This is a genomic window from Streptomyces sp. NPDC059787 (assembly GCF_042732315.1).
Lineage (GTDB): Bacteria > Actinomycetota > Actinomycetes > Streptomycetales > Streptomycetaceae > Streptomyces > Streptomyces atrovirens.
Genome location: NZ_JBHWHX010000065.1, coordinates 1 through 13014, shown reverse-complemented (window position 1 = coordinate 13014; position 13014 = coordinate 1). Strand labels below are relative to the sequence as shown.

Annotated in this window: 14 protein-coding genes; 6 read left to right on the top strand and 8 right to left on the bottom strand. The window is 74.0% G+C overall.

Translation table 11 applies throughout. The features are described 5' to 3' along the window. Positions 1–53: 53 nt before the first annotated feature. The 6 genes from ACFV5H_RS34740 to ACFV5H_RS34715 form a co-directional block, all read right to left on the bottom strand. Complete coding sequence (locus ACFV5H_RS34740) at positions 54–719, bottom strand: ABC transporter permease (RefSeq protein WP_385057646.1); 666 nt, start codon at positions 717–719, stop codon at positions 54–56. Continuing rightward, the gene (locus tag ACFV5H_RS34735) at positions 716–1417 is read right to left on the bottom strand and encodes an ABC transporter permease (RefSeq protein ID WP_385057648.1); all 702 of its coding nucleotides are present in this window, start codon (positions 1415–1417) and stop codon (positions 716–718) included. Before ACFV5H_RS34735 ends, ACFV5H_RS34740 begins: the two co-directional genes overlap by 4 nt. Further along, the gene (locus ACFV5H_RS34730) at positions 1414–2544 is read right to left on the bottom strand and encodes an ABC transporter ATP-binding protein (RefSeq protein WP_385198729.1); all 1131 of its coding nucleotides are present in this window, start codon (positions 2542–2544) and stop codon (positions 1414–1416) included. Before ACFV5H_RS34730 ends, ACFV5H_RS34735 begins: the two co-directional genes overlap by 4 nt. Before the next feature lie 126 nt (positions 2545–2670). Beyond that, positions 2671–3411 carry an FAD:protein FMN transferase gene (locus ACFV5H_RS34725; RefSeq protein ID WP_385198727.1) on the bottom strand — a complete coding sequence of 247 codons (741 nt, stop codon included), beginning with the start codon at positions 3409–3411 and terminating at the stop codon, positions 2671–2673. 1 nt (position 3412) lies between these two features. Next, positions 3413–3811: an FMN-binding protein gene (locus ACFV5H_RS34720; RefSeq protein ID WP_385057653.1), complete on the bottom strand. Its 399-nt coding sequence runs from the start codon at positions 3809–3811 to the stop codon at positions 3413–3415. Positions 3812–3839: 28 nt separating this feature from the next. Next, complete coding sequence (locus ACFV5H_RS34715; RefSeq protein ID WP_385198725.1) at positions 3840–5180, bottom strand: ferric reductase-like transmembrane domain-containing protein; 1341 nt, start codon at positions 5178–5180, stop codon at positions 3840–3842. A 149-nt stretch (positions 5181–5329) separates the two neighbouring features. Here ACFV5H_RS34715 and ACFV5H_RS34710 point away from each other — a divergent pair, with 149 nt between their 5' ends. From ACFV5H_RS34710 to ACFV5H_RS34700, 3 genes are all read left to right on the top strand, one after another. Then, positions 5330–6019 carry a response regulator transcription factor gene (locus ACFV5H_RS34710; protein ID WP_385057657.1) on the top strand — a complete coding sequence of 230 codons (690 nt, stop codon included), beginning with the start codon at positions 5330–5332 and terminating at the stop codon, positions 6017–6019. After that, a complete protein-coding gene (locus ACFV5H_RS34705) occupies positions 6016–7497 on the top strand; it encodes a sensor histidine kinase (protein ID WP_385198723.1) in 1482 nt (493 codons plus the stop codon). Before ACFV5H_RS34710 ends, ACFV5H_RS34705 begins: the two co-directional genes overlap by 4 nt. Positions 7498–7794: 297 nt before the next feature. Continuing rightward, positions 7795–8796, top strand: coding sequence for an NAD-dependent epimerase/dehydratase family protein (locus tag ACFV5H_RS34700; RefSeq protein WP_385198722.1), 1002 nt, complete (start codon positions 7795–7797; stop codon positions 8794–8796). 107 nt (positions 8797–8903) lie between these two features. Here ACFV5H_RS34700 and ACFV5H_RS34695 read toward each other — a convergent pair whose 3' ends face one another. Both ACFV5H_RS34695 and ACFV5H_RS34690 read right to left on the bottom strand, forming a co-directional pair. Further along, positions 8904–10016, bottom strand: coding sequence for a sensor histidine kinase (locus ACFV5H_RS34695; RefSeq protein WP_385198720.1), 1113 nt, complete (start codon positions 10014–10016; stop codon positions 8904–8906). A 3-nt stretch (positions 10017–10019) separates the two neighbouring features. Further along, on the bottom strand, positions 10020–10733 hold the full coding sequence (locus ACFV5H_RS34690; protein ID WP_385057665.1) for a response regulator transcription factor: 714 nt from the start codon (positions 10731–10733) through the stop codon (positions 10020–10022). A 104-nt stretch (positions 10734–10837) separates the two neighbouring features. Here ACFV5H_RS34690 and ACFV5H_RS34685 point away from each other — a divergent pair, with 104 nt between their 5' ends. The 3 genes from ACFV5H_RS34685 to ACFV5H_RS34675 are packed head-to-tail and all read left to right on the top strand — an operon-like array spanning position 10838 to position 12899. Beyond that, on the top strand, positions 10838–11590 hold the full coding sequence (locus tag ACFV5H_RS34685; RefSeq protein WP_385198718.1) for a glycosyltransferase family 2 protein: 753 nt from the start codon (positions 10838–10840) through the stop codon (positions 11588–11590). Further along, positions 11587–12207, top strand: a complete 621-nt coding sequence (locus ACFV5H_RS34680) for a DUF2064 domain-containing protein (RefSeq protein WP_385057668.1) — start codon at positions 11587–11589, stop codon at positions 12205–12207. Before ACFV5H_RS34685 ends, ACFV5H_RS34680 begins: the two co-directional genes overlap by 4 nt. A 5-nt stretch (positions 12208–12212) precedes the next feature. After that, on the top strand, positions 12213–12899 hold the full coding sequence (locus tag ACFV5H_RS34675) for a class I SAM-dependent methyltransferase (protein WP_385057669.1): 687 nt from the start codon (positions 12213–12215) through the stop codon (positions 12897–12899). Positions 12900–13014 lie beyond the last annotated feature (115 nt).

Sequence of the window (13014 nt, the reverse complement as noted above, 5' to 3'; positions counted from 1 at the left end):
TACGGTGAGTCAAGAACGTGCCGATTACGGTTTGTCGTACAGGTGATCGACCGTCAGCGCCTGCGCACTCCGGGCGACACGGCCAGCCGTCCCGCCGCCCAGAACACCGCGAGGGTGAGCAGCGCCAGGGCCGCCACCAGGGTGGCGCCGCCGACCACCTTCTCGTAGTCGCGCTGGTAGAGCCCGTCGATGATGTACCGGCCGAGGCCGCCGAGACTGACGTACGCGGCGATGGTGGCCGTCGACACGATCTGGATGGCGGCGGAGCGCAGTCCGCTGAGGATCAGCGGGAGCGCCACGGGCACCTCGACCTGGAAGAGGATCCGCGACTCGTGCATGCCCATGCCCCTGGCGGCGTCCACGGGGGCGGGGTCGACGGAGCGGACCGCCTCGTAGGTGGTCACCAAGATCGGCGGGACGGCCAGCACGACCAGCGGGATCATCACGGGCAGCAGACCGAAGCCGATCAGCAGGACGGCGAGGACCAGCAGACCGAAACTGGGCAGGGCACGGGCGGCGTTGGCGACGAAGGCGAGCGCGTTGCCGCCGCGTCCGGTGTGGCCGGTCAGCAGGCCGACGGGCAGCCCGATCGCGGCGGCCACGGCGAGGGCCAGCAGGGAGTACTGGAGGTGTTCCCAGAAACGCTGCGGGATGCCGTCGTAGCCGTGCCAGTGGGCGCTGTCGCTGAAGAAGGCGTTGACGAAGTCGATGACGTTCACCGGACCGCGCCCTCCGGGGTGATCTCTTCCCGCCGCGCGACGGGTTTCGTACGGGTTCCGCCGCGCGGCATCCACGGGGTCAGCAGCGTCCGCAGCGCGACCAGCAGGACGTCGCAGAGGATCGCCAGGACGGCCATCGTGACCACGGCGTTCACCGCGAGTTCGGGCCGGTCGTACTTCTGCGCGGCGGCGAGCAGGTTGCCGAGGGCGCCCTGGTTGCCGATCAGGGCGCCGACGCCGACCAGGGAGATGCTGGACGCGGTGGCGACCCGGAGCCCGGCGATGATGGCGGGCGCGGCGATGGGCAACTGCACCTGGAGGTAACGGCGTACGGGGCCGAAGCCCATGGCGGTGGCCGCGGCGAGGGTCTCGTCCGGCACCGAGCGCACGCCGTCGACGATGGCCGGGACCAGGACGACCAGGCTGTACAGGGCCAGCGGGATCATCACGGTGAGTTCGGTCTGGCCGGTGTAGTCGATGAGGACGACGAAGAACGCCAGGGAGGGGACGGCGTACAGCACGGTCGTCATGCCGAGCACGGGCGGGTACAGCCAGCGGAAGCGCCCGCACAGCTGCGCGATCGGCAGCGCGAGGAGCAGCCCGGCGGCCACCGGCAGCAGGGCCTCCCTCATGTGCAGGCCGATCAGCCCGGTCCAGCTGTGCTGGAGGTCGCTGGGTATGTCGAAGAAGCCGGTCACTTGGCGACCCCGGCTCTGTCCGTGTCCGGCCGGCTCCCGCCGTGGGCGCCGCGGATGGCCTCGCCGATGGTCTGCTGGGAGACGACGCCGGTCACCCGGCCGCCGCCGTCCACGGCGACCGCCCAGCCGACGGGCGAGAGCACGGCGCAGTCGAGGGCGACCCGCAGGGAGTCGGCGCCGGGCACGAACGGCCGCCCGTACGGCAGCAGTCGCTCGGCCCGGATGTCACCGGCGGTCAGCTCCTCGCGCTCCGCCCAGCCGAGCGGGCGGCCGTCGGGGTCGGTGACCAGGAGGTGGGGGGACTCGGCGGCGGCGATCCGGCCGGCGGTGGCGTCGGCCGGGATCACGGCGTCGGTGGTCAACTCCAGTGCGGCGGAGGGGAAGAAGGACAGCCGCCGGATACCGCGGTCGGCGCCGAGGAAGTCCTCGACGAAACCGTCCGCGGGGCTCGACAGCAGCTCGGCGGGCGGCGCGTACTGGGCGAGCCGGCCGCCCTCGCGCAGTACGGCGACCATGGTGCCGAGTTTGATCGCCTCGTCGATGTCGTGCGTGACGAAGACGATGGTCTTGCCCAGCTCGTCCTGGATGCGCAGGAGTTCGTCCTGCAGCCCCTTGCGCACCACGGGGTCGACGGCGGAGAACGGCTCGTCCATCAGCAGCACCGGCGGGTCCGCGGCGAGCGCCCGCGCCACGCCGACGCGCTGCTGCTGGCCGCCGGAGAGCTGGTACGGGTACCGCTTGGCCAGCGAGGGGTCGAGGCCCACCCGCTCCATCAGCTCCGCCGCCCGCTCCCGGGCCCGCTGCCTGCCCCAGCCGAGCATGCGGGGCACGGTGGCGATGTTGTCGACGATCGTACGGTGCTGGAAGAGCCCGGCGTTCTGGATGACGTACCCCATGGACCGGCGCAGGGTGGTGACCGGCTGCCGTTGGACGTCCTCGCCGTCCAGGAGGATGGTGCCGTCGGTGGGTTCGACCATCCGGTTGATCATGCGGAGCGTGGTCGTCTTGCCGCACCCGGAGGGCCCGACGAGGACGGTGATCGAGCGGTCGGGGATGTCCAGCGACAGCCGGTCGACCGCCACCGTGCCGTCCGGGTACCGCTTCGTGACTGAATCGATCCTTATCAAGACGCCGATTGCCCTTCGGGTGCCGAAAGCTTTTGACCGAGGTCGCACGCTCTGTCGCCGGTCGAGTGTAGACGGCACCTCTGACAGAACCCCGGAACTCAACGACCCAGGTCGCGGCGACCCGGACTACGCCGCCACCTGCCCCGATTCCACCGAGGGAAACCCGGCGGTCCGCACCACCCGACGGTCCGCCGTCACGGCGAACACCTCGCAGCCCGGGCGCGCGGCGGCCCATGCCACGCCCTCCGCGCCCAGGGCGTAGGCCGCCGTGGCGACCGTGTCCGCCAGGGTCAGGGTGGGGGCGGTGACCGTCAGGGCGAGCAGGCCGGTCGCCGGGTGGCCGGTGCGGCCGTCGATGATGTGGTCGCCGCGTTCGTAGCGCGCGGAGGTCGCGACCGCGCCGTCGGTCAGCTCCAGGACGGTGCAGAGCCGGTCGGCGTGTTCGGGGTGCCGTACGCCCACGCGCCACGGTCCGCCGGCGGCGACCACGTCACCGCCGGCGTTGAGGCAGAACCGCCGCGCTCCCGCCGCCCGCAGCAGGTCGGCGCCCTTCTGCACCGACCAGCCCTTCACCACCGCGCACGGATCGAGGCGCCGGCCCGGCAGCCGTACGTCGAACGCGCCCCCGGTGGCGGTCCGGTACCGCTCGCACAGGTCGAGGATCTCGGTCAGTCCGGGGCTCAGCCGGTCCGGGCTCAGCTCGCCCCGGTCCAGGCGGGAGACCTCGCTGTCCTCGCGGAACGGGCTGAAGCGGGCGTCGACCTCGCGCAGCCAGGCGAAGAGGTCGTCCACCGCGGATTCCCCGAACCCCTCGTCGTCGACGCGCAGCGACACCGGGAACCCCATGACGTGTTCGACGCGCCGCACGTCAGGAGCCCTGGGCGTCGAGGGCGGCCTGCAGGGACTCCCGGTAGCCGTCGCTGGTGACGGTGGCGCCGGAGACCGTGTCGACGTCGGCGCTCTGCGCCTCCAGTGTCTCCTCGATCAGCACCGGTACGGCGGCCGTGGTCTGCGGGTGGTCCGGCTGCCGGAGCATCCGCACCGCGCTGATGCGGTCGCCGTCGAGGGTGACCTCGACCTGCACGGGGCCCTTCTCGGTGTCGACGGTGGGGCCGGCCACCACCCGGGTGGTGCCGCCCGGGGAGGTGGACACCGAGGGGGCGGGGGCGGGTTCGGCGACCGCCGGCTCCGGGGCGGACGGGGTGTAGCGCCAGACCGGGATCAGTCCGGCGACGGTCAGGACCAGGACGGGCAGTGCTCGTTTCACGGTGTTCTCCTCGATCGACCCGCGTTCGTCATCCGGCCAGGCTGAAGCGCTCGTGGTGGATCTGCTGCTTCGGTACGCCCAGTTCGCGCAGGCCGCGCAGGACCGCGGTGGTCATGCCGGGCGGGCCGCAGACGTAGACGTCCCGGTCGGTGAGGTCGGGGACCAGGCGGGACAGTTCGCCGGGGGCGAGCCGGTCCGGTACGGGCGGGCCGGTGATCAGGTGGAGTTCGGCGCCCTTGGCGAGGGCGAGTTCGCGCAGTTCGTCGTGGAGTACGGCGTCGGTCTGCGTGTTCACGCGGTAGAGGACGACGGCGTGGCCGTGCAGCTCCTCCAGCAGGGCCCGGATCGGGGTGACGCCGACGCCGCCGGCGATGAGCAGGGCGTCCGGGCGGGTGCGGTGCAGGGCGGTGAAGGCGCCGTAGGGGCCCTCCGCGAAGACCCGGGTGCCGGGCTCGAGGTGGCGCAGGGCCGCGCTGCCGTCGCCGGCCGCCTTCACGGTGAGCCGCAGGGTGCGGCCGTCGGGCGCGGCGGACAGGGAGAACGGGTTCGCCTGCCACCAGCGGTCCTTCGTCAGGAACCGCCACAGGAAGAACTGGCCGGCTCGGGCGGGCAGCCGGTCCAGATCGCGGCCGGTGATGTGGACGGACACCACGTTGTCGTTCTCGGGGACGACGGCCGTGACCCGCAACTGGTGGCGCAGGTTCCGCCACAGCGGCAGGACCAGCCGGCCGGCGAACACGGCGGCGAGGGCGGCGCCCCACAGTCCGTACCAGTAGGCGGTGGCGGCGGTCGAGGCGGTGAAGGTGGAGCCGACGGCGACCTGGTGGGTGAAGGCCAGCACCACGGCGACGTACGTGTACAGGTGGATGAAGTGCCAGGTTTCGTAGGCGAGACGGCGCCGCGCGCGGCGGGCCGAGGCCGCGCCGACGACCAGGACCAGTACCAGCGCGACGACCGCGCGCAGCGCGCCCTCGACGGTCTCCGCGAGGTCGACGAGCTGGTTCACCGGGTCCATCGAGGACATCTCCGCGTAGCCGAAGGTGATGAAGACGGCGTGGCCGAGGAGCGTCCACAGCAGTCCGAAGCCGACCCGGCGGTGCCACAGGGTCAGCCGGTCCATGCCGATCCGGCGGTCCAGCCAGGGCAGCCGGGCCACCAGCAGCAGCTGGAACGCCATCAGCAGGGCGGCGTACAGGCCGGTGAGGCGGCCGAGCACGACGAGGGCGTTCGCGCCGAAGCCCGCCTGGACGAAGAAGACGGCCACCACCGCCGCGTTCGCGGCGAGCAGGCCGTACAGGCCGATGCGCGCCACCGCCTCGGGGCGTCGCCTCGCGGTGGGGGGTGCGGGAGGCGATTGGACAGCTGTCACGCCGGAAACTCCTTGATCGGGTCCTGGGACTCCGAGCTTGGTCACAGGCGCTGTCGATCTCCTGTCGGTCAACTTTCAAGTTTTTATCGATCGAGATGCGATCGTGCACCGCCTCTGGCGCCGGGAGCGGTGTGCCGCAGTATGGGCGGGTGGAAAAAGTACGACTCCTCGTCGTGGACGACGACCCGCCGATAGCCGACCTGGTGGCGACGGTCGCCCGCTACGAGGGCTGGGAGGCGGTCACCGCCAACTCGGGTGAGGAGGCGCTGCGCCGCGCCGCCGACTTCCGCCCGGACATCGTGGTGCTCGACCTGATGCTGCCGGACGTCGACGGCTTCGGCGTACTGGACCGGCTGCGGCGCTCCGGGACGATGGTGCCGGTGGTGTTCCTCACCGCGCGGGACGGGGTCGCCGACAGGGTGGCGGGGCTGACCCGGGGCGGGGACGACTACCTGGTCAAGCCGTTCGCCGTGGAGGAGCTGATGGCGCGGCTGCGGACGGTGCTGCGGCGCAGTACGGGACCGGGGTACCAGCGGTCGGTGCTGCGGGTGGCGGACCTGACGATGGACGAGGACACGCGTGAGGTGCGGCGCGGTGAGCGGCTGCTGTCGCTGACGCCGACCGAGTACGAGGTGCTGCGCTACCTCATGCGCCGGTCGCCGACCGTGCTGACGAAGGCGCAGATCCTGGACCATGTGTGGGAGTACGGCTTCGGGGGCCGCTCCAACGTGGTGGAACTGGTGGTGAGCCGGCTGCGGCGCAAGCTGGACGACACCGGTGAGCCGCTGATCCAGACCGTGCGGGGCTTCGGGTACGTGATCCGGCAGGCCGCCGAGTGACGGCGTGTCTCCGGCGGCTGCGGGACACGTACCGGAGGGTGCGCCTGGGCACCCGGCTGACGCTGGGCCTCGGGGTGCTGTCCCTTGCGGTGTTCGCGGTCGTCGGCACCGCGCTCACCACGTACATGCACGACTATCTGGAGCGGCAGCTCGGCGACCAGCTCAAGCTGATCCAGGCCGTGCAGGCCAAGGACGCGGCGGCGCACGGCACGGTCAGGCGGAAGCCGTACTACGGCTGGTACACGGCGGTGTACGACGTCTCCGACGACGCGGTCACCCTGCGCAGGCCCTCCGACGTGCCCGAGGACACCCGCGCCCTGGCCGACCTGGCGCGGGCGATGGCGCACTCCGACACCGAGCTGACGCGCACCGCACGCATCGACGGGGAGGGCACCTACCGGCTGCGCGGCTGCGAGGTCGAACCGGGGGTGGTGCTGGTGAGCGCCGCGCCCGTGGAGGACATCGAGGAGACCGTCGGGCAGCTGATCACCGTGCAGGTGGTGGTGTTCGCGCTCGCGCTGCTGGCGCTGGTGGTGTTCGGGCGGCGGATGCTGCGGCGCGGGCTGAAGCCGCTGAGCGACATGGCGCACACCGCGCACGGCATCGCCTCGCACGACCTGACGGAGTCGGCGGCCCGGCTGCCGCTGCGCGCGGACGGGCGGGACGGCGGCCTGGAGGTGGCGGAGCTGCGGACCGCGTTCAACACGATGCTGGAGCACATCGACGACTCCCTCGCGGTGCGCGCGGAGGCCGAGCTGCGGCTGCGCCGGTTCGTCGCCGACGCCTCGCACGAACTGCGCACCCCGCTGATGTCGGTACGCGGTTACGCGGACCTGTTCCAGTACGCCGCCGCCAACGAACCCGCCGAACGCGACCGGCATCTGGCCCGGCTGCGCGCGGAGGCAGCCCGGATGGGCGTACTCCTGGACGACCTGCTGCTGCTCGCCCGGCTGGACGCGGCGGAGGTGGAGGCGCCGCTGCGGACGGCGGACACGGATCTGGGAGAGCTGGTCCAGCAGGCCGCCGACGCGTTCCGGGCGAGCCGTCCGGGGCATCCGCTGGCGGTGACGGCCAGGTCCGCCCCACTGCTGCTGCGGCTCGATCCGCAGCGCATACGGCAGGTCCTGGACAACCTGCTCACCAACGCGGCCGTGCACACCCCGGCCGGTACGAGGGTGTCCGTCACGGTCTCCGTCGCCGCCGGCTCGGCGCTGGTACGGGTGACCGACGCGGGCCCCGGCATCCCGGCGGAGGACCGGGAACGGGTCTTCGACCGCTTCTACCGCGTCGACAAGGCCCGCAGCCGGGACCGGGGCGGCAGCGGACTGGGCCTCGCGGTCGCCCGGTCACTGGTACGGGCACACGGCGGCGACATCGAACTGAGCGACGCGCCGGGGGCGACGGTCTTCACCGTACGGCTACCGCTGGAGGCGCACCCGCGGGCAGTCGTGCCGCAGGGACGGCGCCCCGCCCCGTAGCCTCGGGCAGTCGTGCCTCCCCCAGTGCCTTAAGGGCCTGGGAGGTGCCCCCAGGGCGGCACGGGTGGGCGGTGGGGGTACCTCCCGCTCGAGCGAAGCCGAGAGTGGGGGAGGCACCCCGCAAGCGCCGGGCCGCGCGACCCACCCCCGGCCCACACCCACACCGGGCACCCCGTAACGCGCCCGGCCGCGCAACCTACCCCCGGCCCACGCGAACTCCGCTCACCGGTCTTACGGACCCGTGACGTCACGGGCGCGGCACCGCTGCCGGGCGAGGCACGCGCCTAGCGTGGACGCATGCGCGTACTGGTCACCGGCGGTGCCGGGTTCATCGGGTCCCATGTCGTCGAGGCGCTCCGGGCCCGCGGGCACGAGCCCGTCGTCTTCGACGTCCGCACCGATCCGACGGCGGACGTACGCTCCCCCGGCCCGGTGCGCGAGGCCCTGTCCGGCGTGGACGCGGTCTGCCACCAGGCGGCGATGGTCGGCCTCGGCACCTCCTTCGCCGACGCCCCGGAGTACGTCTCCCGCAACGACCTGGGTACGGCGGTGCTGCTGGCCGCGATGGCGCAGGCGGGCGTGGAGCGGCTGGTACTGGCCGGGTCGATGGTGGTGTACGGCGAGGGCCGCTACGTCTGCGCCCGGCACGGGGTGGTGCGTCCCGGCCCGCGGACCGTCACCGACCTGGCGGCCGGCCGCTTCGAGCCCGCCTGCCCGGTGTGCGGGACGGACCTCGAACCGGGCCTGGTCGGCGAGGACGCCCCGGCCGACCCGCGCAACGTGTACGCCACGACCAAGCTGGCCCAGGAACACCTGGCCGCCGCCTGGGCGCGTTCGACGGGCGGTTCGGCGGTGTCGCTGCGCTACCACAACGTGTACGGCCCCGGCATGCCCCGCGACACCCCGTACGCGGGCGTCGCCTCCTTCTTCCGCTCGGCACTGGCCCGCGGGGAGGCCCCGCGGGTCTTCGAGGACGGCGGTCAGCGGCGGGACTTCGTGCACGTACGGGACGTGGCGGCGGCGAACGTCGCCGCGCTGACGGCGGACCCGGCCGCCGGGGCGCTCACCGCCTACAACACCGGCAGCGGCACCCCGCACACGGTCGGCGAGACGGCCCGCGCCCTGGCCGTCGCGCACGGCGGTCCGGACCCGGTCGTCACCGGGGAGTACCGCCTGGGCGACGTCCGCCACATCACGGCGGACTCCTCCCGGTTGCGGGCCGAGCTGGGCTGGAGACCGAAGGTCGGCTTCGAGGAGGGCATGCGGGAGTTCGCGGCGGCGGGACTGCGGGGCGACTGAGACGCGGGCGGGCAGGCGACTTCAGCCGTACCGGACTGTCACGTCACCCGCGCGGCGACGGCGGAGCCGCGCGGTGGCCGTCGGACCGTCGTGAGGGGAGCTCCGGGTCAGGGTCCCGTCGCCGGAAGGGTCACCTCGAAGCGGCAGCCGCCGGTGACGTTGCGGACGGTGGCGCTGCCGCGGTGGGCCTCGACGATGCCGCGGACGATGGCGAGGCCGAGGCCCGCGCCGGCCGGCGGGGTGCGGGCGTGGGTGCCGCGCCAGCCGGTGTCGAAGACGCGGGGCAGGTCCTCCTCGGGGATGCCGCCGCAGCCGTCGGTCACGGACAGCACCACGCCCTCGTCCGAGCGCCGCGCGGCGACGGCGACCGTGCCGTCGGCCGGGGTCCGGCGGATCGCGTTGACCAGCAGATTGCCCAGTACGCGGCTCATCTCCCGCCCGTCCACCTCCACCGGTACCGGCTCCACCCGGTCCCCGACGAGCCGTACGCCGTGCTCGCGGGCGAGCGGGTCCGCGCCGGCGAGGGCGTCGCCGATCAGGTCGTACAGGGAGATCCGGGAGAGCGAGAGGGTCAGCGTGCCGGCGTGGATGCGGGAGAGTTCGAAGAGGTCGCCGACCATGTCGTTGAGGCGTTCCACCTCGGTGCGGATCTGCCTGAGGTAGCGGTCGGGTTCGGCGGCGACGCCGTCCTCCAGCGCCTCGGCCATCGCACGCAGTCCGGCGAGCGGGGTGCGCAGGTCGTGGGAGATCCAGGCGACGAGTTCGCGCCGGGAGGACTCCAGGGCGCGCTCGCGGTCCCGTGACTCGGCCAGTCTGACGCTGGTCGCCTCCAACTCGTGGCTGAGCGCGGCCAGTTCCGCGGTGGACGGGCCGTCGGGCGCGGCGAAGTCCCCGCCGTCGCCGAACGAGCGGGCGGCGAGCGCCAGTTCGCGGCTGCGGGCGACGACCCAGCGGCCCAGCAGCAGCGCGGTGACTGTGGAGACGACGGCGGCCATGGCGACGACCGTGGTCACCACGCTCAGGTCGTGCGCCGACAGGAACATGGCCCGGGCGACGGCGAGGGTGCCCGCGAGCATCGCCGCCACCGCGACCCCGGCGACGACCGCGAGATGCGCGGTCAGCGACCGGCGCCGGATCAGCAGCAGCACGCACGCGCCGAGCACGCCGGCCGCGGCGGCGCCGAGGAAGGCGAACAGGGCGATGAGCAGCATGTCGCGCATCGCTCACCCCTCCCCGTCGAAGCGGTAGCCGACGCCCCACACGGTCTGGACGATCCGGGGCCGCGCCGGATCGTCCTCGACCTTGCCGCGCAGCCGCCGCACGTGGACGGTCACGGTGGACAGGTCGCCGAAGTCCCAGCCCCACACCTCCCGCATCAGCTCCTCCCGCGCGAAGGCCCGCCCGGGGTGGCGCAGGAAGAAGGCGAGGAGGTCGAACTCACGGATGGTGAGGGCGAGTTCGGTGCCGTTCTTGGTGGCCCGGCGAGCGGCGGGGTCGAGGGAGAGACCGGCCGCCCGCAACAGGCCGGACGCGGCGGCCGGGGCGGGCCGGGTACGGCGCAGCACCGACTCGACGCGCAGGACGAGTTCGCGCGGGCTGAACGGCTTGGTGACGTAGTCGTCGGCGCCGACCTCCAGACCGAGGACGCGGTCCTCCTCGTCGCCGCGCGCGGTGAGCATGATGACCGGCACGGGTCCGCGCCCGCGCATCCTGCGGCACACCTCCAGGCCGTCCATGCCGGGCAGCATCAGGTCGAGGACGACGAGGTCCGGCCAGTGGGCCGCCGCGCGGGCGAGCGCGTCGGGGCCGTCGCCGGCCCGGTCGACGACGTATCCGGCGCGGTCGAGATAGCCGGTGACGATCTCGGCGACGGTGGGGTCGTCGTCGACGACGAGGACCCGGGCCCCGGCCTCGGCGTTCGGTGGTCGCTGCTCCATGCGGCCAGCCTCGCACCACGCGCGCGCGAGCGGTGCGGGCCGGCCGCCGACGTCCGCGTTCCGTAAGGAGTCGATGACCGGTATGCCCGTTTCGTGTTCGTAGGGTGAGAGCCGTGACCTCCTCCTCCCCTGCCCCGAACCCGGACCCGACCCCGGACCCGACCCCGGATCCGGGCCCGGCGTCCGTGGACGTCGTCCTCCCCTGTCTCGACGAGGCCGCGGCGCTGCCGTGGGTGCTGGAACGCGTCCCGCCCGGCTGGCGTGCCCTCGTGGTGGACAACGGCTCCACGGACGGGTCCGACCGCATCGCCCGCGAGCTCGGCGCGACCGTCGTGCACGAGGAGCGGCGCGGTTTCGGCGCCGCCTGCCACGCCGGGCTGACCGCCGCCACGGCCGACATCGTCTGCTTCTGCGACTGCGACGCCTCCCTCGACCCGGCGGATCTGGTGCCGTTCGTGCGCGAGGTGCGGACCGAAGAGGCCGACCTGGTGCTGGGCCGGCGCCGGCCGCGGGCGCGCGGGGCCTGGCCGCTGCACGCCCGCGCGGGCAACCTCGCGCTGTCCCGGCTGCTGCGCCGCCGTACCGGGCTGCGGCTGCGCGACCTCGGCCCGCTGCGGGCGGCCCGGCGCGAGGAGCTGCTCGCCCTGGACCTCACCGACCGGCGCAGCGGCTACCCGCTGCAGATGGTGGTGCGCGCCGCCGACGCCGGCTGGCGCGTCACCGAACACGACGTCCCGTACGCGCCGCGCACCGGCGCCTCCAAGGTGACCGGCACCTGGCGGGGCACCTTCCAGGCGGTACGGGACATGAGCCGCGTACTCCAGGAGGCGCCGGTGCGGGAAGGGGCGGCGTCATGACGTCGTCTCCCGTCACGCTGCTGGTGATCGCCAAGGAGCCCCGCCCCGGCCGGGTGAAGACCCGGCTGACCCCACCGTTCACCCCCGAGGAGGCGGCGGTACTCGCCGAGGCCGCGCTCGCGGACACGCTGGACGTGGTGGCGCGTACGCCCGCGCGGCGCCGGGTGCTGGTGCTGGACGGAACGCCGGGAGCGTGGCTGCCGGACGGCGTCGAGGTCGTACCGCAGTGCGCGGGCGGACTCGACGAGCGGCTGGCCGCCGCGTTCGCCGGGTGCGACGGACCCGCCCTCCTCATCGGCATGGACACGCCCCAGGTGACCCCGGAGCTGCTCACCGTGGACTTCGGTGACTGCGACGCGTACTTCGGTCCCGCCGAGGACGGCGGCTTCTGGGCGCTCGGCCTGGCCGAACCCGACCCCGGACTGCTGCGCGGGGTCCCCATGTCGACACCGGGGACCGGGGCCGCGCAACGGCGGCGGCTCGCGCGTCTGCGGGTACGGGAACTGCCGCCGCTGCGGGACGTGGACACGGCGTACGACGCGGCGCTGGTCGCCGGTGAGGCACCCGGCGGCCGGTTCGCCGCACGGCTGGCCCGGCTGACGGCGGCCCACCGGTGAGCGGGGTGCGTGCGGCGGCGCGCGTGGGACGCCGGCGGACGGCCCCCGCCGCCGAGCGGGCCTGGTCCGCCGGCCCCTACGCCGACGCCCTGCACGCCGGCCGGGGACCGCTGTTCCTGCGCCGTGCCGACGGCCGGCTGCTGCCCCTGGACGTGGAGCGCTGGTGCGCGGAGGCCGACGCGGCGGACCTGGAGGTGCTGCGGCGCTGCGCGGGCGCGGTGCTGGACGTGGGCTGCGGACCGGGACGGCTGGTCGCGGCCCTGGGCGCCCGGGGGCACCGCGCGCTCGGCATCGACGTCAGCGAGGCCGCGGTCGCGCACACCGTCCGGCGCGGCGGGCAGGCGCTGCTCCGCTCCGTCTTCGACCCGCTGCCCGGCACCGGCCGCTGGGGCACCGCCCTGCTCATGGACGGCAACCTCGGCATCGGCGGCGATCCGGAGGCCCTGCTCGCCCGCCTCGCCCGACTGCTGTCATCGGGCGGCCGGTTGATCGCGGAGACGGTCCCGTACCCGGACGTCGACGAACGCGCCCTGGTCCAGGTCACCGACGCCCACGGCACCCCTGGCGTCCCCTTCCCGTGGGCCCGCCTCGGGACTCCGGCGCTGCGGCGGTACGCGGAGGGGGCGGGCTGGCGGGCGGAGGACGAATGGTCGACGGGCGGGCGCTCCTTCGTGGCGCTCCGGGCGAAATAGGGACGAGTTCTTCGCCCCCGCCGCCCCTTCCCATTCCCGTTCCCCGGGGGCGCTGTCCCCGGACCCCCGCTCCTCAAACGCCGGAGGGGCTGACTTCCAGCCCCTCCGGCGTTTG

Coding starts and splice junctions, on each gene's coding strand:
- ACFV5H_RS34700 (WP_385198722.1), top strand. CDS start 7,795: ATGCGCGTACTGGTCACCGGCGGTGCCGGGTTCATCGGGTCCCATGTC.
- ACFV5H_RS34695 (WP_385198720.1), bottom strand. CDS start 10,016: ATGCGCGACATGCTGCTCATCGCCCTGTTCGCCTTCCTCGGCGCCGCC.
- ACFV5H_RS34690 (WP_385057665.1), bottom strand. CDS start 10,733: ATGGAGCAGCGACCACCGAACGCCGAGGCCGGGGCCCGGGTCCTCGTC.
- ACFV5H_RS34680 (WP_385057668.1), top strand. CDS start 11,587: ATGACGTCGTCTCCCGTCACGCTGCTGGTGATCGCCAAGGAGCCCCGC.